Source organism: Brevundimonas sp. EAKA, assembly GCF_000698025.1.
Taxonomy (GTDB): domain Bacteria; phylum Pseudomonadota; class Alphaproteobacteria; order Caulobacterales; family Caulobacteraceae; genus Brevundimonas; species Brevundimonas mediterranea_A.
This window is the reverse complement of sequence record NZ_JMQR01000002.1, coordinates 38,489-57,652: the sequence shown is the minus strand read 5'-3', so window position 1 is coordinate 57,652 and position 19,164 is coordinate 38,489. Positions and strand designations below refer to the sequence as shown.

The following is a 19,164-nucleotide window of genomic DNA, read 5'->3' as shown; positions in this document are numbered from 1 at the left end:
GGCCCGGCGCCGCGCGCTTCAACACGCGCTGGGGATTTATGGCTCAGGCGGAGGCGAGCCGGGTCGCAGCGACCCAGGCCTTGGGATGGGCGGCCGACAGAGCGGCGGCGGCGGCGGCCGCGTCCGCGCTGGACCGGCACAGGCCGAAGACGGTGGCGCCCGAGCCGGACATCCGCGCCAGGGCCACGCCGGGCGTCGCCGCCACCGCCTGAATCCCGTCGGCTATGGCCGGGGTCAGGGCCTCGGCGGGCGGCTGAAGATCGTTGCGGAGGCCGGCCAGCCAGTCGATGACGGCCGCGGGGCTCCAGTCGGCAGGCGGCGCAGGCCGGTCGGCGGCGCGCGGCGGACCGGCGTCATAGGCCCGGTAGACGGCACCGGTGGGCGAAGGGACGCCCGGATTGAACAGGACGGCGTGGAGCGGCGGCAGGCGCGGCTCGTCGGTCAGGATGTCGCCCCGCCCCTCGGCCCAGGCGGTGCGCATCCGCAGGCACATGGGGCCGTCGGCGCCGATCACCCCCGCCACGGCCTCCAGGGCCGCATCGTCGAGGTCCAGCCCCAGGGCCTGACGCGCCAGCTTCAGCGCCGCCCCCGCGTCCGACGAGCCGCCGCCCAGGCCGGCCGCGATGGGCAGGCGCTTGTCCAGCGTGACCTTCAGCAGCGGTTCGCCTGCGCCGGTCGCCTCGCCCACGGCGCGAAGGGCGCGCAGGATCAGATTGTCGGGCTCGGCCGCCAGACCCGCGCCGAACGGGCCGTTCACGGTCAGCGACAGCCGCGCCGCCGGTTCGACCGTCACCCGGTCGCCGACATCGGCGAAGGCGACCAGACTGGACAGCGGATGATAGCCGTCGGCGTCCACCGGGCCGACGTGCAGGAACAGATTGATCTTGGCCGGAGCCAGGGCCGTGAGCGCGGACATGAGGCCTAGTGCGACCCGCCGGTCGCGGGCGCCGCGTCGTCCAGACCGTTGGCGATCTTGCGCTCGACCTCGGCCTTGCGTTCGGGCTCGGGGTCCAGGCTCAGGACGCGGTTCCACAGCCAGACCGCCTCGCGCTGGCGGCCCACCCGCCAATAGGCGTCGCCGAGGTGGTCGTTGATCTCGGGATTGGCGGGCTCCTTGTCGACCGCCTCCTCCAGGGTGACGACGGCGGTGTCGAAATAGCCCTGTTTGAACTGGGCCCAGCCCAGGGAGTCCTGGATGTTGCCGTTCTCGGGCTCCATGGCGTAGGCCTGGGCCAGAAGGCCCGCGCCCTGATCGACGCGCAGCCCCTTGTCCACCCAGAGATAGCCCAGATAGTTCAGGGTGTTGGCGTTGTTCGGATCGGCCAGATGCGCGGCCCACAGCTCCGCCTCGGCCTCGGGGATGCGGTCCAGGGATTCCAGGGCGGCGCCGCGCAGGAAATGGATCTGGGCGCCCTGGGTCGCCGTGTTCAGCAGCGGGCCGCTCAACAGGGCCAGGGCCGCCTCATACTGCTCCAGCTGCATCAGCTGGCTGGCCATGACCAGGGCGATACGGGGATCGTCAGGCTCGGCGGCCGCGGCGGCGCGCAGCTCGGTCAGGGCGGCCTGCGACTGTCCGTCCTCTTCCAGGTTCAGCGCCAGCTGGGCGCGGGCGTTGGCGTACAGCACCGGATCCTCCGGCCCGACGCGCGACAGGGCGGTGCGGGCGGCGGCCTTCAGCCCGACCCGGTCCAGCACCTGGGCCAGCTGGATCTGGGTGGCGGCGTCTTCTTTCAGGTTCAGGGCCAGGCGCAGATAGACCACCGCGAACTCATTGCCGCGCTCGGCCACCGCCTGGGCCGCCGCCGTGGTCAGGGCCTGGGCCGCGCCCTGGCGGTAGTCGGGCGACGCAGGGGCGCGCCTCCCGGCCTGAAGCCGCGCCAGGGCGCGGGCGGTGGCCAGATCGACTTGCTGACCCTGCATCGCCGCCTGATAGACGGCCAGGGCCTCGTCCCGCTTGCCGCGTCGCTCCAGGAACTCGCCATAGGGGCGGTGGAACAGGGCGCCGATGGTCGGCATGTCGGACAGGGCCTTAAGCTCGGCCTCCGCCTCGGCGTATTTCCGACGCTTCTCCAGCAGGAGGGCCCGGTTCTGGCGGGCGAAGGCCAGGGTCAGGACGTCGCCCTGGGCCGGAGGCGCGGCCAGGGCGCGGGTCCAGTCGCCGGCGGCGGCCGCGATCCAGGGCGCGACCATCAGACCGGCGCGGCTGTGCGGCGCGGCGATGGGCCGGGCGACCAGGGCGGCGTTGGCGGCGCGGGCGTCGCCGTGGACGAAGGTCTGGACGGCCGAGATCAGCCGGCCGATCTCGATGAGGGCGGGCGCGGCGTCGGCGGTCGGCGCCAGTCGGCCCGCCACGTCCAGATCGCCGCTGAGCAGGGCCGAGGTGAAGGCCTGTTCGCGCACGCGGGGCTGTTCGGGCGTCAGGGCCGCGGCCTGGGCCAGCCAATCGGCGCCCTTGGCCCCCTCGCCCGTCATCAGGGCCAGTTTGCCGGCTAGGTACAGGCCATAGGCGCTGCGGCCCTGGGCGTTCAGCGGGACCGGCGCCCAGACCTCGGGAATGGCGGGCTCGGCCGGGTCGTCGGCGATGACGATATGGGGCGGGACATCGCCCTCGGGCGTCTGGGGCGCGCCGTCTTCCGGTTCGTCCTCGAACGGCGCGGCCTCCTGAACCTGGTCCGGTTCAAGTATGACGGCGGGCGGATGGGTGTCGGACGGATTGGCGGGCGCCGAAGCGGGGCCCATGTCCTGCGCCGCCGCCCCCTGGGCCAGGGCCAGGGCGAGGACGGTCAGGGAGGCGGCGAGCAGGCGCGAACGGGAGGCGATCATGCCGCGACCCTTCACGGTTTCCCCTGCCCCCGCAAGAGGACAGATGGTTGACGAGGGCGGGCGACGGCGTATCGTAAGGAAAATCCTTACCGAGGCGATGATGATCACAAGCCGCCTGACGTCCAAGGCCCAGACCACCATCCCCCAGCCGGTGCGCGCCGCCTTGAAACTGCAGGACGGCGACGAGCTGATCTACGAGATCGAGGGAGAACGGGTTCTGTTGAAAAAGGCGCGCAAAACGGCGGCCGACGATCCCTTTGCGACCTTCGAGGAATGGGACAGCGAGGCGGACCGCAAGGCCTATGCCGGACTTTGAACGCGGCGACGTCGTCCGCATCCCCTTTCCCTATACCGACCGCAACACCCGCCAGCATCGGCCGGGATTGGTGGTGTCCGCAGGCGGGATCGGCGATCAGGCCGGTTTGATCTGGGTGGTGATGATCACCAGCGCCGCCAACCGACGCTGGCCCGATGATCTGGACCTGGAGGACCGTTACGGGGAGGCAGGGCTGCCCGCCCCTTCGGTCGTGCGCCCCTCGAAGATCGCCACTATTGAAGCCTCAGCCGCCGAAAGTATCGGCCGGCTGGACGAGGCGCGACTGGCCGTCGTCATGGAGACGATCCGGCGCTGGCTATGACCCCAGCGCCGGTGTTGCGTCACATGTTCGGATAGTTCGGGCCGCCGCCGCCTTCGGGCGTGACCCAGACGATGTTCTGCGACGGATCCTTGATGTCGCAGGTTTTGCAGTGGACGCAGTTCTGGGCGTTGATGACGAAGCGCGGATCGGTCTTGGCGACCTCGTCCGCATAGACGACCTCATAGACGCCCGCCGGGCAGTACAGCCGGGCCGGTTCGCCGTATTTGGGCAGGTTGACCTGAATCGGCTTGGACGGGTCCAGCAGCTTCAGGTGGGCCGGCTGGTCCTCGGCGTGGTTGGTGTTGGAGATGAAGACGGACGACAGCTTGTCGAACGACAATTTCCCGTCCGGCTTGGGATAGGCGATGGGCTTGTGCTTGACCGCCAGTTCGGTCGAGGCGGCGTCGGTCTTGTCGTGCTTCAGCGTCGGGATCGGCGACCAGCCGCCCAGCAGGGTGCGGCACCACATGTCGAACAGGCCCAGCGCCCCGCCCAGGGTGGTGCCGAACTTCGACAGCAGGGGCTTGGCGTTCCTGACCAGGGACAGCTCCTTGTGGACCCAGCTCTTTTCGAAGGCGGTCTGGTATTCGACCAGTTCGTCGCCGCCACGCCCGGCCTGAACGGCGTCATAGGCGGCGTCGGCGGCCAGCATGCCGGTCTTCATCGCATTATGGGTGCCCTTGATGCGGGGCACGTTCACGAAGCCGGCCGAGCAGCCGATCAGGACGCCGCCGGGGAACGACAGCTTCGGAATCGACTGCAGGCCGCCCTCGGTGATCGCCCGGGCGCCGTAGGAGATGCGCGTGCCGCCTTCCAGATGCGGGGCGATTGAGGGGTGGTGCTTGAAGCGCTGGAACTCGTCGAACGGCGACAGGAAGGGGTTCTTGTAGTTCAGGTGCACCACATAGCCGATGGCCACGTAGCGGTCGCCGAAATGGTACAGGAAGCTGCCGCCGCCGGTGTGCTCGTCCAGCGGCCACCCGGTGGTGTGCTGGGCCAGGCCGGGCTGGTGCTGTTCGGCGGGCACCTGCCACAGCTCCTTCAGGCCGATGCCGTATTTCTGGGGCGACTTGCCGTCCTGGAGCCTGTGCTTGGCGATGATGGTCTTGGCCAGGGAGCCGCGAACGCCCTCGGCGATGAAGACATATTTTCCGTGCAGTTCGATGCCCGGCTGGAAGTCGCCGGTCGGCTTGCCCTCGCGGTCGATGCCGAAGACCCCCGCGACGACGCCCTTCACCCGGCCGGTGCCCTCTTCCCAGACGACGTGGCTGGCGGCCATGCCGGGATAGACCTCGACCCCCAGGGCCTCGGCCTGTTCGCCCAGCCAGCGCGCCACATTGCCCAGCGAGGCGATGTAGCAGCCGTGGTTGTGCATGAAGGGCGGCAACAGGGGCATGGGCAGGGACGCCGACCCCTGCGGCCCCAGCAGAAGGAATTTGTCCCTGGTGACGGGGGTCTCCAGCGGCGCGCCGCGGTCCTTCCAGTCGGGGAAGAGTTCGTTCAGCGCCTTGGGATCGATCACAGCGCCCGACAGGATATGGCCGCCGACCTCGGCGCCCTTTTCCAGCACGGCGACGGTGATCTCCTTGCCGTCCTTTTCCGCCCGCTGCTTCAGGCGAATGGCGGCGGACAGGCCGGCGGGGCCGCCGCCGACGATGACGACGTCATACTCCATCACCTCGCGCTCGACGCCCTGCAGCGCCTCCAGCGGCGGCAGATTGTCGATGATCGCTTCCTGGCGGGCGTTCTCTGCGCCGCCCTCGATGGCTTCTTCGGCCATGTCTTCCCCTGAAATCCAGCTTGTTCGTATGGTTATGCCGCTTATCGGAAGGTGACGCGAGGGCGGTCAAGGCCTATCGGTACCTTAGACATGAACGCGCAACCCCATGACATAGCTGCAGTCGAAAGCCTGCTCGCCTTCTGGCGGGATGCGGGGGTGGACGCCTGCTATGGCGATGCGCCGGTCGATCACACCCATCTGGCCCCGCCCCCGGCCCTGAAGGCGGTGCAGAAGGCCACCGCCTCGGTCGTCATGCCCCTGGCCGGACCCAGCGCCCAGGACGCCCTGGCCGAGGCGCGGCGTCTGGCGACGGGGGCCTCGACCCTGCAGGATCTGGCGGCGGCGGTGGCGGCGTTCGAGGGCTGTCCCCTGCGCGGCATGGGGGCCAGCCAGTCGGTGTTCGGGCGGGGCAATCCCAACGCCCCCGTCATGGTGATCGGCGAAGGCCCCGGCGCAGACGAGGACCGGCTGGGCCAGCCCTTCGTGGGTCGGGCCGGCAAGCTGCTGGACCGGATGCTGGCGGCGGCGGGCCTGACCGACAAGGTCTTCATCACCAACACCGTCTTCTGGCGCCCGCCCGGCAATCGCACCCCGACCCCGCAGGAACAGGCCGTGTGCGCCCCGTTCGTCGAACGCGCCTTCGCCCTGCTGCAGCCCAAGGCGGTCCTGTTGCTGGGCGCGGCGGCGGCCAAGTCGGTGCTGCAGACCGAAGACGGGATCATGAAGATGCGCGGCCAGTGGCGGGAGTGGCGGCTGGCTGAAGGGGGCGTGTCCGCCCCCGCCCTGCCGACCCTGCACCCCGCCTTCCTGCTGCGTCAGCCCCAGGCCAAACGGCAGGTCTGGGCCGATCTTCTCGCATTTGCAGCAAAACTGGACGGCTCAGGTTGAGGTTAGCGCCGCTTTAAGGCATGCTGGTCGTTTGACGACCAACGCCAAACGATCCCCGCCTGACGAGAACGGGCAGGGTGACGCCAACGGGGCCGCCGCGTATGAATATGTTCCGCCGGGCTAGTCTGGCCTCGACGCTGGTTTTTGCGCTCGCCGCTTCAGGTTGGGCCGCCGCAGGCTCGGCCCTGGCGGAAACGCCTTTTGACGGAATGTCCGGCGCCGCGTCCGGTTCCGCCCGCCCCACGGCCCTGAGTTCGGCCGACCGCCTGTCCTACACCACCGCCTTCGACGCCCTGCGGCGCGGCGACATCGAGGCCGCCCGCGCCTCGGCCCGTCAGGCCCAGGACCGGGTCCTGCTGGGCCAGGTCGAGTTCGAAAGCCTGTTCCACCCCGATCACGTCGCCACCTATGACGAACTGACGGCCTGGCTTGAAACCTATTCCGACCTGCCCTGCGCCGACCGGGTCTATACCCTGGCCCTGCGCCGCCGGCCCGACGGAGCGCCCGAACCGGTCAAGCCCGGCGGTCTTCTGGGTCGGACCTGGAACAGCGTCGTTTCCGCCGTCTCGGGCGGCCCGGCCGTCGATCCGATGAAGGCGGCGCGCATCGCCTATAACAATGACGACCTGACCGGCGCCTCGGCCGTCGGGCGCGAGATCGGCGACTGGTGGACGGTCGGACTGGCGGAATGGCGGCTGGGCCAGTTCCACGAATCCTTCGCCGCCTTCGAACGCGTCGCCAACGATCCGACCGAAGACCCCTGGGTCCGCGCCGGCGCCGCCTACTGGACCGCGCGCGCCGCCTCGCAGTCGGGCCGGCAGGACCGGGTCAACGACTATCTGCGCCTGGCCGGACAGTGGCCGGCCACCTTCTACGGCCAGATCGCCCTGCGTCAGCTGGGCGAGGAGCCGACCATCGAGAACATGGGGCCGCGCGCCTACCAGGCGGAACCGCGCCTGCAACGCGCCGCCTATGTGCCCCAGGGCGCGCGGGTCGAGACCGGCGAACTGGAAGCCTTTGTCCAGACCGACGCCCGCGCCAAACGCACCGTCGCCTATTATGAAGTGGGCCGACGCACCGAGGGCGAAAGCGAATTGCGCTCGGGCCTGCGCACCGCCGTGGGCGACGCCGCGCGCATGTGGACGGCTCTGGCGCGGGTGATGATGTCGGGCAATGGGGGCGACGCGACCCGGATCGACGCGATGCGCTTCCCCATGCCCGTGCTGGAGCCGGAGGGCGGCTTCGTCATCGAGAAGGCGCTGGTCTACGCCCTGGCGCGCAAGGAGACCGACTTCAATCCCGACGCCCGGTCCAGCGCCGGCGCCTATGGGCTGATGCAGGTGATGCCGACGACGGCGGCGGAGATGACCGGGGACCGGACCTTCGTCACCGATCCGTCCAAACTGCTGGTTCCCGCGACCAACATGCGGCTGGGCCAGGCCTATATCAACCGGATGCTCCAGCTGCCGGCCTTCCAGGGCGACCTGCTGCGGGCCGTGGCCTCGTACAACGCCGGACCGGGGCCGATGCTGACGGCGGTGCGCAAGCTGGGGCCGGACGCCGATCCCCTGCTGCTGATCGAGACGATCGACGTGCCCCAGGCGCGCGACTACGTGGAAAAGGTCGTGGCCAGCTACTGGATCTATCAGCGGATGTTCGGCGGACCGCTGAACACCCTGGACGCCGTGGCCTCGGGCGCGAAACTGGTTCCGGTGTCGCTGGACTATGTGCCGCCCGCGCCGGTCGCCGAACCCGTACTGGTCGCCCAGGCGGCCACCGTCGGCGGCGGTCGATAGGGTTCAGAACAGGGCGGTGAGCAGCATCGCCCAGAAGGCGGCGCCGACGACGGCGGCCAGCACATAGGCCATGACGGGATTGAGCGGGCGCGCCTGAACCGGGACCTCCGCCCCCTGTTTCGCCACGACTAAGCGGGTCGGCATCGGTCTTTCTCCCCGGCGAGACGCGCGATCCGCGTTCACATCCGGGATAACGACGTCGCCTTAACACCCGGTGCGAAAGCTTGGTTTCCCGGCTTTTAAGTCAGAGCCTCCGTCTCCCACAGGCGGAAGTCCGGGTGAGCCAGCAGGCTCTGGACATAGGCCGAGGCGACGCCGTCGTCGCCGTGGTCGGCCAGATCGATCTGGAAATGGCGGACACGCGCCGCGACCGGAGTGAAGAAGGCGTCGGCGATCGACCAGTCGCCGAACAGCCAGGGACCGTCCCCGCCGAACCGACGCCGCATCTGCCGAAACAGGGCGACGATCCGCGCCAGATCCCGGTCCAGCGCCGGGTCGGACGGGGTCTCTGACCGGGCGTCGCCGACCATGGGCCGGTCCGGTCCCATGCCGCAGAAGGTCCGAAGGGCGGAAAAGCCGGAATGCATCTCGGCCGTCGCCGACCGGGCCAGGGCGCGGACGACGGGATCGGCGGGCCACATCCGCGCCTGGGGATAGTGTTCAGCCGCCCATTCGCCGATGGCCAGGGTGTCCCAGATCATCTCGCCGTCCACCCGCAGCACGGGCACGAATCCGGACGGGGAGAGATCCCGCAGCGCCGCCTTCTGGGCCTTTGTGTCGTAGCACACGTCGATGACGCCGAAGTCCGCGCCGGTGTGCTTCAGGATCAACCAGCCGCGCAGCGACCAGGTCGAATAGGTGCGGGGGCCGATGATCAGTTCCATGTCGCGTCCTTCGCTCGATTCGCAGGCGGACACGCCGGGCGGCGCGTCTGATGGGATGGCGTTTTGCCCCATCCGGCGAATTTATGCATCCGGCCTGACCCGCCAGGAAGCCCGGCCGTATATAGGGGGCGCCCGACACTGCGTTTGACGCATGGGCCTCCCGCGCCGTTGCGTTGAAACGTGCCGGATTCTAAGGCTGCACAACGATGAACGGGATTTTCTAGATGCGCGTCGCAATGATCGGCACAGGCTATGTGGGCCTGGTGTCTGGAGCCTGTTTCGCCGACTTCGGCCATGTGGTGACCTGCATCGACAAGGATCCGTCGAAGATCGAACGGCTGGAGCGGGGCGAAATCCCGATCTTCGAACCCGGCCTGGACGATCTGGTCGCCGCCAACGTCGAGGAAGGCCGGCTGTTCTTCACGCTGGAGAGCGCCGAGGCCATCCGCAACGCCGACGCCGTCTTCATCGCCGTCGGCACCCCGACCCGCCGCGGCGACGGCCATGCGGACCTGAGCTATGTCTATGCGGCGGCCGAGGAGATCGCCGGCCTGATCGACGGCTTCACCGTGGTGGTGACCAAGTCCACGGTCCCGGTCGGCACCGGCGACGAGGTCGAGGCCATCATCCGCCGGGTCAATCCGAACGCCGACTTCGCCGTCGTGTCCAATCCGGAGTTCCTGCGCGAAGGCGCCGCCATCGGCGACTTCAAACGCCCCGACCGGGTCGTGATCGGCGTCAACGACGGCGAGACGGCGCCGCGCGCCAGAGAGGTGATGGGCGAACTCTATCGTCCGCTGAACCTGAACGAGAGCCCCCTGCTGTTCGTCGGCCGGCGCACGTCCGAGCTGATCAAATATGCGGCCAACGCCTTCCTGGCGATGAAGATCACCTTCATCAACGAGATGGCCGACCTGTGCGAGGCCGTGGGCGCCGATGTGCAGCAGGTCGCGCGCGGCATCGGCCTGGACAAGCGGATCGGCTCGAAATTCCTGCACGCCGGCCCCGGCTACGGCGGCTCCTGCTTCCCCAAGGACACCATCGCCCTGGTCCGCACGGCCCAGCAGTACGGCGCACCAGTGCGGCTGATCGAGACCACGGTCGAGGTCAACGACGCGCGCAAGAAGGCCATGGCCGGCCGGGTCGAGACGACCCTGGGCGACAGCGTCGCGGGCAAGACCATCGCCCTGCTGGGCCTGACCTTCAAACCGAACACCGACGACATGCGCGACGCCCCGTCGCTGGACATCGCCCCGGCCCTGATCGCCGCCGGCGCACGGGTCCAGGCCTTTGATCCCGAAGGCATGCACGAGGCGGGCAAGCTGTTGCCGGACGTGATCATGAAGGCCAACGCCTATGACGCCGTCGAAGGCGCCGACGCCGTCGTCATCATCACCGAATGGGACCAGTTCCGGGCCCTGGACCTGGACCGGGTCAAGCTGCTGATGAACCAGCCCGTGCTGGTGGATCTGCGGAACGTCTATCGCCCCGAGGACATGCTGAAGCGCGGCTTCAGATATTCCGGCATCGGACGCGGCTGATGGCGGCGCCGATCCTGGTCACCGGCGCGGCCGGCTTCATCGGCATGCACACGGCCGAACGGTTGCTGGATCGCGGCGAAACCGTGATCGGGGTCGATAATTTCAACGACTACTACGACCCTGCCCTGAAGGACGCCCGCGCCGCCCGTCTGGAGGCCCGCGAGGGCTTCACCATGGTGCGGGCGGACATCGCCGACCACGAGCGGATGCTGGCCCTGGTGCGCGACCACGGCGTGGAGCGGATCGTCCATCTCGCCGCCCAGGCCGGGGTTCGCTACTCGATCGAGAACCCCTTCGCCTATGAGCGGTCCAACCTGGCCGGCCATCTGTCGATGCTCGAGGCCGCGCGCCACAACGGCGTGAAACACCTGGTCTACGCCTCGTCCAGTTCGGTCTATGGCGACCGGCCGCTGGAAGGTTCGGGCTTTCGGGAAGACGATCCGACGACAGATCCCGTGTCCCTGTACGCCGCGACCAAACGCTCGTGCGAACTGCTGAGCCAGAGCTACGCCAAGCTGTACGGCTTTCCCCAGTCGGGCCTGCGCTTCTTCACCGTCTATGGCCCGTGGGGCCGGCCCGACATGGCCTATTTCAGTTTTACGCGGAAGATCGCGCGCGGCGAGGCGATCGAGGTCTATGGCGAAGGCGAGATGGCGCGCGACTTCACCTATATCGACGACATCGTCGACGGGATCGTGGGGGTGCTGGACCATCCGCCCGCGCAGGGCGGGCACGAGATCTACAACATCGGCGACAGTTCGCCCGTCGGCCTGATGGAGATGATCACCACCCTGGAAGACGCCCTGGGCGCCGAGGCGGACAAGGTCATGCGGCCCATGCAGCCCGGCGACGTCACCGCCACCTATGCCGACGTCTCCAAGCTGAACGCCCTGACCGGGTACAAACCCAAGGTCACCCTGGCCGAGGGCCTGCCGCGCTTTGTCAAATGGTGGCGGGGATACGAGAACGGCTGACCGCCGCCCTCCCCCCACCGGATCAGATGCTGAAATCCTCGGTCGAGAACCGGCCGTCCAGCCAGGCGACGATCCGTTCGGCGGCGTCCTCGGCGGACATGGTGGTGGTGTCCACGACGATCTCGGGGGCCTCGGGGGCTTCGTAGGGGCTGTCGATGCCGGTGAAGTTCTTCAGTTCGCCGGCGCGGGCCTTCTTGTAGAGGCCCTTGACGTCGCGCTTTTCGGCGACGGCCAGAGGCGTGTCGACATAGACCTCGACGAACTCGCCCGGCCCCAGCAGGTCGCGGGCCAGGCGACGCTCGGCGCGGAAGGGCGAGATGAAGCTGACCAGGACGATCAGGCCGGCGTCCACCATCAGTTTCGACACCTCGGCGACGCGGCGGATATTCTCGACCCGGTCCTCCTCGGTGAAGCCCAGGTCGCGGTTCAGGCCGTGGCGGACATTGTCGCCGTCCAGCAGATAGGTGTGGCGGCCGTCGGCGTAGAGACGTTTTTCAACCAGATCGGCGATGGTGGACTTGCCGGCGCCCGACAGGCCGGTCAGCCAGATGACGCGCCCCTTTTGGTTCTTGATGGCCGCGCGCGCGGCCTTGTCCACCGACAGGGCCTGCCAGTGGATGTTGTGGGCGCGGCGCAGAGCGAAGTGCAGCAGGCCCGCCCCGACCGTGCGGTTCGAGATCCGGTCGATCAGGATGAAACCGCCAAGGTCCTTGTTCTCGGCATAGGGGGCGAAGGCGACGGGGGCGTCCAGCGACAGGTTGCAGACGCCGATCTCGTTCAGCTCCAGCCGCTTGGCCGGCTGTTGCTCCAGGGTGTTGACGTTCACCTTGTGCTTGGGCTCGGTGATGGTGGCGCCCACCAGCTTGGCGCCGATCTTCAGCAGATAGGGACGGCCCGGCAGCAGGGGTTCGTCGTCCATCCAGACGACTGTGGCCTCGAACTGGTCGGCGGCCTCGGGCGGGGCGTCGGCGCTGGCCAGGACGTCGCCGCGCGAGACGTCGATCTCATCAGCCAGGGTCAGGGTGATCGACTGGCCGGCGACCGCCTGGGCCAGATCGCCGTCGGCGGTGACGATGCGGGCGACGGTCGAGGTCTTGCCCGACGGCAGGACGCGGACGGGATCGCCGGGGCGCACGGTCCCGGCGGCGATCTGGCCGGAGAAGCCGCGGAAGTCGAGGTTGGGTCGGTTCACCCACTGCACCGGCAGGCGGAAGGGGTCGGCCTGAAGATCGTCGCCGACCTCCAGCATCTCCAGCAGGCTCATCAGCGACGGACCGGCGTACCAGGGCGAATGAGCGCTGGCCTCGGTGATATTGTCGCCGCGCAGGGCCGACATGGGGATGGCGTCGAAGGTCTTCAGCCCGATCTGGTCGGCGAAGGCGCGGAAGTCGGCGACGATGGTGTCGAAGACGGTCTGGGACCAGCCCATCAGGTCCATCTTGTTCACAGCCAGGATGACGTGGCGAATGCCCAGCAGGCTGACCAGATAGGCGTGACGGCGCGTCTGGGTCAGGACGCCCCGGCGCGCGTCGATCAGGATGACGGCGGCGTCGGCGGTCGAGGCGCCCGTGACCATGTTGCGGGTGTATTGTTCGTGGCCCGGCGTGTCGGCGACGATGAATTTGCGCTTTTCGGTCGAGAAGAAGCGATAGGCCACGTCGATGGTGATGCCCTGCTCGCGCTCGGCGGCCAGGCCGTCGACCAGAAGGGCGAAATCGATGTCGCCCCCTTGCGTGCCGACGCGGCGGCTGTCGGCCTCCAGCGCCGCCATCTGATCCTCGAAGATCATCTTGGAGTCGTACAGCAGCCGGCCGATCAGGGTGGACTTGCCGTCGTCGACGCTGCCGCAGGTGATGAAGCGCAGCAGGCTCTTGTGCTGATGGGCGTCCAGATAGGCGTCGATGTCGCGGGTGATCAGGTCCGACTGGTGAGCCATCAGAAATAGCCCTCCTGCTTCTTCTTCTCCATCGAGGCGGACTGGTCGTGGTCGATCATCCGACCCTGGCGTTCGGAGGTGGTGGTCAGCAGCATTTCCTGAATGACCTCGGGCAGGGTCGCGGCCGTGCTCTCGACCGCCCCGGTCAGGGGGTAGCAGCCCAGGGTGCGGAACCGCACCGACTTCATCTGCGGCGCCTCGCCGGGCCGCAGGCGGAAGCGGTCGTCATCCACCATGATCAGGGCGCCGTCGCGCTCGACCACCGGCCGTTCAGCGGCCAGATACAGGGGCACGATGGGGATCTGTTCCAGATGGATATATTGCCAGACGTCCAGCTCGGTCCAGTTGGAGATGGGGAAGACGCGGATGCTTTCGCCCGGCCGTTTGCGGGTGTTGTAGAGCCGCCAGAGCTCCGGGCGCTGGTTCTTGGGGTCCCAGCGATGCTCGGCCGTGCGGAAGGAGAAGATCCGCTCCTTGGCCCGCGACTTCTCCTCGTCGCGGCGAGCGCCGCCGAAAGCCGCGTCGAAGCCGTGCAAGGTCAGGGCCTGTTTCAGCCCCTCGGTCTTCCAGAGGTCGGTGTGCAGGGCCGAGCCGTGATCGAAGGGATTGATCCCGCGCGCCAGGGCCTCAGGATTCTGGTGGACCAGCAGTTCGACGCCCAGGTCGGCGGCGGCCTGTTCGCGCATCGCGTACATGGCGCGGAACTTCCAGGTCGTGTCGACGTGCAACAGGGGAAAAGGCGGCGTGGACGGATAGAAGGCTTTGCGCGCCAGGTGCAGCATCACCGCAGAATCCTTGCCGATCGAATACAGCATGACCGGGCGCTCGGCCTCGGCCGCCACCTCGCGCATGATGTGGATGCTCTCGGCCTCCAGGCGCTGAAGATGGGTCAGCCGCTCGGGACCGGGCGGCGGCGCGGACGGGGTCGGGGTTTCGGTCAGAATAGCGGCGTCCACCAAGTCAGGTCTCCATCGAACGCTGACGTGAAACGCCAGTGTGCGACGGGTCGCAAGCGATTGATACTGCCACACACTGTGAGATTTTCGGACCTGGCGGTCGAGGGGCGGCGTCCGCCTTGTGGAACTGAGCCGCGTGTGGCGACTTTATGGCGTTGAAATGGAGTCGCAATGCCCATCGTCAAATCCCTGATCGCCGCCGTCGTCGCCTCGGCCGCGCTGGCGGCCTGCGTCACAGCCCCCTCCCCCGCCGAATACCGTGCGCCCCAGCCGATCAAGGCCGTCGACGTGGATCGTCTGTGGTCCGGGCGCTGGCATGAGGTCGCCCGCCTGCCCGACCGGCTGACCGCCGGCTGCGTCGCCGGCGCCTCGATCTACACTCCGGTCAAGGCGGACCGCATCCATGTGCGCGACACCTGTCAGGTCGGCTCGCCGGAAGGCAAGGAAAAGGCCATCGAGGGCGGCGGCCGTATTCTGGACCCCGGCATGAACGCCAAGCTGCGGGTCCGGTACCTGCATGGTCTGGTGACCTGGGACTACTGGGTGCTGGACCGGGCGGACGACTACAGCTGGTTCATTTCGGCGGATCCAACCTTCGAGCGGCTGTTCATCTACACCCGCGAGGTTCCCAGCGAGGCGGAGGTGCGCGCCTTGACGGATCGGGCGCGGGCCCTGGGTTATGACGTCAGTCGGCTGGAGTTTCCCGCCCTGCCCAGGCGATAGGCCGACAGCAAAAGGCCCCGGCGAACGCCGGGGCCTTTTCATGGGTGACGGCGTCAGTTGACCGGCTCGACGGACACGGTCGGGGGCGGCTGGATCTGAACCGAGGCCGGGGCGGACGCCGCAGGGCTGGCCGCCGTGTTCAAGGCCGCCGTGTTCAAGGCCGCCGTGGCGGCGCTGTAGGGACGCGGGCCGGTCGGCTCGACAGGCCTATCCACACGCGGGGCCGGACGTTCCGCAGGTGGCGCCGACGGGGCCGCCCGGCGCACAGCGGGCTCGGCGCGACGCGGAACCGGGGCAGGCGTCGTCTGCGGCGTCGTCTGGACAGGGACGGGTTGGGCGAGCGGAGTCTCAACCGGCGTCAAAGCCGTCGGCGCGGTCTGCATCTGCGGCGCCGGGGTCGAAAGCGGCTGCGCCGAAGACGCCGGCGCGGCCGGCGCGTCGCCGCCCATCATCAGGGCCGCCGCCGTGCCGATCACCGCCAGGGCGCCGATCGGGGCGATGATCATCCAGGTCTTGACGGATTTGTTGCTTCGGCTGCGACGCTGAGCATAGCGTGGCACGAAGACCTCGTCGGCGGAACGCCCCGTCGCATCGACGGCGGCTGTGTTGGTCGTAACGTCTGCATAAGTCATCGACATGATGTGTCCTCCATGAGATCGGCAGGAAAACACGCTGTTCTTCGAGGTCGTTCCGATAAACGGTCAATGACCTTGAAGAAGCACTGATACGGCCCCGGCTAAGGCGAAATCAGATCTATTATAGGCCAGAAAAGAGCGAATAAGGCGAAAAATGCGCGTTTCGCTCTGGATTTCCCCGACGTCACCGAAACAAATGGGACACGGCCTTGTCTGATCGCGGTGGTTTCTAAGGCGTTTGTCCGCCTCGCGGTTGACCGAACAGGCTCCTTTCGTTCATCACGAGCGCGGGTGGAACACGCAAAGACCGGAGTAACGGCGAGCATGGGTTTTGTAGCCAATATCCGCAGGGACGTGCGCTTCGCGCGCGGACTGTTCCGCCTGCTCAAGCGTATCAAGCCGATCGAGCTGGATAGCGACATTCTGCTGTGCGACGACTTTGAAGAAGCCGTCGACAAGTTCGCGGACAACGTCGCCGTCGAGGACGAGCGCCGCAGCCTGACCTATCGCGACCTGGACGCCATGGCCAACCGCTACGCCCACTGGGCCAAGGGGCGCGGCCTGAACCGGGGCGACACCATCGCCCTGATGATGACCAACCGCGTCGAATATCTGGCGGCCTGGATCGGCTTCTCCAAGGTCGGCATCGCCACCGCCCTGATCAACACGAATCTGACGGGCCAGGGGCTGGCCCACTGCCTGACCATCTCCAACGCCTTCCAGGTGGTGGCGGACGAGGATTGCTGGCGCCAGGTCGAGGCGACCCGCCCCCTGGTCGGCCACACCCTGATGCTGTGGGTCCTGGGCCTGGGCGACGAGGACGAATCCAGCGACCGGCGCGGCCTGGACAAGCCGGTGCGCGGCGCCTCCTCCGTGCGGCCGTCCCGGTCGGTGCGCGAAGGCCTGACGAACCGCGACACGGCCCTGTATATCTACACCTCCGGCACCACCGGCCTGCCCAAGGCGGCCCGCATCCCGCATTCGCGGGCCCGCACCTATATGCGCGCTTTCGCCGGCGCGACCCGTTCGACGCCCAAGGACCGGATCTTCAACGTCCTGCCGCTGTATCACTCGACCGGGGGCCTGGTCGGCGTCGGCGCGGCCCTGCTGAACGGGGCGCGTCTGGTGATCCGCAAGCGGTTCTCGGCCAGCAGCTTCTGGCCCGACGTGGTGGCGTCCGGCGCCACCATGTTCGTCTATATCGGCGAGCTGTGCCGTTATCTGGTGAACAGCAAGCCCCAGGCCTATGAGCAGAAGCACAAGCTGCGTCTGGCCTTCGGCAACGGACTGCGCGCCGACGTCTGGCCCGAATTCCAGAGCCGGTTCCATATTCCCGAGGTGCTGGAGTTCTACGGCTCGACCGAAGGCAATGTCTCCCTGTTCAACTTCGACGGCAAACAGGGCGCCATCGGCCGGGTGCCGAGCTACCTGAAGAAACAGATCAATATCCGCCTGGTCCAGTTCGACGTGGACAGCGAACAGCCGATCCGCGGCCCGGACGGCCTGTGCCGCCTGACCCGCGTCGGCGAGATCGGCGAAGCCATCGGCGAGATCGGCAACGACATCCGCCACGACTTCTCGGGCTATGCTGACAAGGCCGCCTCGCAGAAGAAGATCCTGACCGACGTCTTCAAGAAGGGCGACCGCTGGTTCCGCACGGGCGACCTGATGAAACAGGACGCCGAGGGCTATTTCTACTTCGTCGACCGGATGGGCGACACCTTCCGCTGGAAGGGCGAGAACGTCTCGACCTCCGAGGTCGAACAGGTGCTGATGGAAGGCCCCGGCGTGTCCGAGGCCATCGTCTATGGCGTCCCCGTGCCCGGCCAGGACGGCAAGGCGGGGATGGCCGCCCTGGTGACGGACGCCAAGTTCGACCCCAAGGCCTTCGCCGAACACGTCGAGGCCCGCCTGCCCGCCTACGCCCAGCCCGTCTTCGTGCGGCTGATCGAGGCGGCCGAAACGACCGGCACCTTCAAATACCGCAAGGCCGATCTGGTGGCCGACGGGTTCGATCCGGAAAAAACCGGCGCGACCCTGTATGTGCGCGGCGGCAAGACCGGCTACCAGAAGCTGACGACGGCAGGGCGGACGGCCATTCTGAACGGCGAAGGCCGGCTGTGACGTTATAAGACGGCGTTTCCCGAAACGCCGTCTTAATCAATAACGGTCATCACTTGACGCCTCTCGCGTCAGGATACCGCGTCTCCATGTTCCAGATCATCGGCATCGTACTGCTGTTCGGCCTCGTGTTCGGCAGCTACGCCATCTCGGGCGGCAAGTTCGAGGTCATCATGCACGCCGCGCCCCACGAACTGATGGCGATCGGCGGCGCGGGCATCGCGGCCTTCCTGATCTCCAACTCCATGACGGTGGTCAAGGGTTCGCTGGCGGGTCTGGGCAAGGCCTTCGCCGGTCCGAAATGGAAGAAGCAGGACTACAAGGACCTGCTGTCGCTGTTGTTCCAGCTGACCAAGACCATGAAATCCAAGGGCGTCGTCGCGCTGGAAAGCCATATCGAAAAGCCCAAGGAATCGACCATCTTCCAGAAGTACCCCAAGGTGCTGAAGGACCATTTCGCCGTCGACTTCATCTGCGACACCCTGCGGATGATGACGATGAACCTGGAGGATCCGCACCAGGTCGAGGATGCGATGGAGAAGCAGCTCGAGAAGCATCACCACGAGCATCTCGACAACGCCCACGCCTTGCAGAACCTGGCGGACGCCCTGCCCGCACTGGGCATCGTCGCGGCCGTGCTGGGCGTCATCAAGACCATGGGCTCGATCACCGAGCCGCCGGAAGTTCTGGGGGGCATGATCGGCGGCGCCCTGGTCGGCACCTTCATGGGCGTGTTCCTGGCCTATGGCCTGGTCGGCCCGTTCGCGGCGCGCCTGACCTCGATCATCAATGAGGAAGCGGCCTACTACAAGATGATCCAGTCCGTGCTGATCGCCCACCTGCACGGCAACGCCGCCCAGATCTCGGTCGAGATCGGCCGCGGCGACATTCCCTCCGCCTCCCAGCCGTCCTTCGCCGAAATGGAAGAAGCGCTGAACAATATCAGCAACGACTGAAGCTGAGCGGGCCGGAACGTCCGGCCGCGCGACGAGTTTCAGACGCGGCATGACGCCGCCGTGATCCCGGCTTGCCCCGAGGTTCACGGCGGCGTTATCGTTTCCAGCGAGGCTTTCGGCCTCGCGAACAGCCTTCGGAGGATTGTCCCATGCGCATCACCGCCCTCATCGCCGCCTCGGCCGCCGCCCTGATCATCGCCGGGTGCCAGAAGGCGCCGGAAGAAAAGGCTCAGGAAGCCGCCAGCGACGCGGTCGAAGCGGCCGGAACCGCCGCCGACGCCGCCCTGACCGCCGACCAGGCCGCTGCGGAAGCCGCCGCCGCCGCCAATGAGGCCGCTCAGGACGCCGGCGCCGCCACCGCCTCCGCCTCCGCACAGCCCCCCGAAGGCGCGCCTGCGGCGACCGACACGGCGGCCGGGCAAGCCGCCGCCCCGGCGACCGACCACGGATCGGCCGAGGCCGCCGGCCACTGAGTCCTTCCCCCGACCCACAAAGGGGCCGCCCCGCGGGCGG

18 protein-coding genes are annotated in these 19,164 nt (G+C 67.9%); 10 read left to right on the top strand and 8 right to left on the bottom strand.

What is annotated here, in order from left to right:
• Window positions 1–43: 43 nt before the first annotated feature.
• Complete coding sequence (locus tag ER13_RS00870) at window positions 44–916, bottom strand: 4-(cytidine 5'-diphospho)-2-C-methyl-D-erythritol kinase (protein ID WP_035305374.1); 873 nt, start codon at window positions 914–916, stop codon at window positions 44–46.
• A 5-nt stretch (window positions 917–921) separates the two neighbouring features.
• A complete protein-coding gene (locus ER13_RS00865) occupies window positions 922–2,823 on the bottom strand; it encodes a tetratricopeptide repeat protein (protein WP_035305373.1) in 1,902 nt (633 codons plus the stop codon).
• Between the two features lie 100 nt (window positions 2,824–2,923).
• Between ER13_RS00865 and ER13_RS00860 the strand changes: the two genes are divergently transcribed.
• Both ER13_RS00860 and ER13_RS00855 read left to right on the top strand, forming a co-directional pair.
• Window positions 2,924–3,139: a type II toxin-antitoxin system PrlF family antitoxin gene (locus ER13_RS00860; protein ID WP_035305435.1), complete on the top strand. Its 216-nt coding sequence runs from the start codon at window positions 2,924–2,926 to the stop codon at window positions 3,137–3,139.
• On the top strand, window positions 3,126–3,461 hold the full coding sequence (locus ER13_RS00855) for a type II toxin-antitoxin system PemK/MazF family toxin (RefSeq protein WP_035305370.1): 336 nt from the start codon (window positions 3,126–3,128) through the stop codon (window positions 3,459–3,461). The genes ER13_RS00860 and ER13_RS00855 overlap by 14 nt, the downstream gene beginning before the upstream one ends.
• A gap of 19 nt (window positions 3,462–3,480) precedes the next feature.
• Here the strand turns inward: ER13_RS00855 and ER13_RS00850 are convergent, their stop codons facing one another.
• The gene (locus ER13_RS00850; RefSeq protein ID WP_155988047.1) at window positions 3,481–5,136 is read right to left on the bottom strand and encodes an electron transfer flavoprotein-ubiquinone oxidoreductase; all 1,656 of its coding nucleotides are present in this window, start codon (window positions 5,134–5,136) and stop codon (window positions 3,481–3,483) included.
• Between the two features lie 195 nt (window positions 5,137–5,331).
• On the opposite strand from ER13_RS00850, the gene ER13_RS00845 reads away from it, so the two are divergent.
• Both ER13_RS00845 and ER13_RS00840 read left to right on the top strand, forming a co-directional pair.
• Window positions 5,332–6,129 (top strand): uracil-DNA glycosylase family protein, encoded by a 798-nt coding sequence (locus ER13_RS00845; protein ID WP_008261821.1) that lies wholly within the window; start codon window positions 5,332–5,334, stop codon window positions 6,127–6,129.
• A gap of 101 nt (window positions 6,130–6,230) precedes the next feature.
• A complete protein-coding gene (locus ER13_RS00840) occupies window positions 6,231–7,925 on the top strand; it encodes a lytic transglycosylase domain-containing protein (RefSeq protein ID WP_008260649.1) in 1,695 nt (564 codons plus the stop codon).
• 3 nt (window positions 7,926–7,928) lie between these two features.
• Here ER13_RS00840 and ER13_RS18195 read toward each other — a convergent pair whose 3' ends face one another.
• Complete coding sequence (locus tag ER13_RS18195; RefSeq protein WP_154725362.1) at window positions 7,929–8,069, bottom strand: hypothetical protein; 141 nt, start codon at window positions 8,067–8,069, stop codon at window positions 7,929–7,931.
• A 95-nt stretch (window positions 8,070–8,164) separates the two neighbouring features.
• On the bottom strand, window positions 8,165–8,809 hold the full coding sequence (locus tag ER13_RS00835) for a glutathione S-transferase (protein WP_035305365.1): 645 nt from the start codon (window positions 8,807–8,809) through the stop codon (window positions 8,165–8,167).
• 224 nt (window positions 8,810–9,033) lie between these two features.
• Here ER13_RS00835 and ER13_RS00830 point away from each other — a divergent pair, with 224 nt between their 5' ends.
• Both ER13_RS00830 and ER13_RS00825 read left to right on the top strand, forming a co-directional pair.
• Entirely contained in the window at window positions 9,034–10,350 is a 1,317-nt protein-coding gene (locus tag ER13_RS00830) for a UDP-glucose/GDP-mannose dehydrogenase family protein (RefSeq protein ID WP_035305362.1), read from the top strand.
• A complete protein-coding gene (locus tag ER13_RS00825; protein WP_154725390.1) occupies window positions 10,347–11,324 on the top strand; it encodes an NAD-dependent epimerase/dehydratase family protein in 978 nt (325 codons plus the stop codon). Before ER13_RS00830 ends, ER13_RS00825 begins: the two co-directional genes overlap by 4 nt.
• 22 nt (window positions 11,325–11,346) lie before the next feature.
• Here ER13_RS00825 and cysN read toward each other — a convergent pair whose 3' ends face one another.
• Window positions 11,347–13,260 carry a sulfate adenylyltransferase subunit CysN gene (gene cysN, locus ER13_RS00820; protein ID WP_035305359.1) on the bottom strand — a complete coding sequence of 638 codons (1,914 nt, stop codon included), beginning with the start codon at window positions 13,258–13,260 and terminating at the stop codon, window positions 11,347–11,349.
• Window positions 13,260–14,216: a sulfate adenylyltransferase subunit CysD gene (gene cysD / locus ER13_RS00815; protein WP_008260515.1), complete on the bottom strand. Its 957-nt coding sequence runs from the start codon at window positions 14,214–14,216 to the stop codon at window positions 13,260–13,262. The genes cysN and cysD overlap by 1 nt, the downstream gene beginning before the upstream one ends.
• Before the next feature lie 171 nt (window positions 14,217–14,387).
• Here cysD and ER13_RS00810 point away from each other — a divergent pair, with 171 nt between their 5' ends.
• Window positions 14,388–14,939, top strand: a complete 552-nt coding sequence (locus ER13_RS00810) for a lipocalin family protein (protein WP_008261607.1) — start codon at window positions 14,388–14,390, stop codon at window positions 14,937–14,939.
• A gap of 53 nt (window positions 14,940–14,992) precedes the next feature.
• Here ER13_RS00810 and ER13_RS18190 read toward each other — a convergent pair whose 3' ends face one another.
• Window positions 14,993–15,577 carry a hypothetical protein gene (locus ER13_RS18190; RefSeq protein WP_052004652.1) on the bottom strand — a complete coding sequence of 195 codons (585 nt, stop codon included), beginning with the start codon at window positions 15,575–15,577 and terminating at the stop codon, window positions 14,993–14,995.
• Window positions 15,578–15,865: 288 nt separating this feature from the next.
• On the opposite strand from ER13_RS18190, the gene ER13_RS00800 reads away from it, so the two are divergent.
• The 3 genes from ER13_RS00800 to ER13_RS18185 all read left to right on the top strand — a co-directional run bounded on the left by ER13_RS00800 (window position 15,866) and on the right by ER13_RS18185 (window position 19,124).
• Window positions 15,866–17,698 carry a long-chain-acyl-CoA synthetase gene (locus ER13_RS00800; RefSeq protein ID WP_255343266.1) on the top strand — a complete coding sequence of 611 codons (1,833 nt, stop codon included), beginning with the start codon at window positions 15,866–15,868 and terminating at the stop codon, window positions 17,696–17,698.
• Between the two features lie 86 nt (window positions 17,699–17,784).
• On the top strand, window positions 17,785–18,651 hold the full coding sequence (gene motA / locus ER13_RS00795; protein WP_008260718.1) for a flagellar motor stator protein MotA: 867 nt from the start codon (window positions 17,785–17,787) through the stop codon (window positions 18,649–18,651).
• A 149-nt stretch (window positions 18,652–18,800) separates the two neighbouring features.
• Window positions 18,801–19,124 carry a hypothetical protein gene (locus ER13_RS18185; protein ID WP_008259486.1) on the top strand — a complete coding sequence of 108 codons (324 nt, stop codon included), beginning with the start codon at window positions 18,801–18,803 and terminating at the stop codon, window positions 19,122–19,124.
• The last annotated feature ends 40 nt before the right edge of the window (window positions 19,125–19,164 follow it).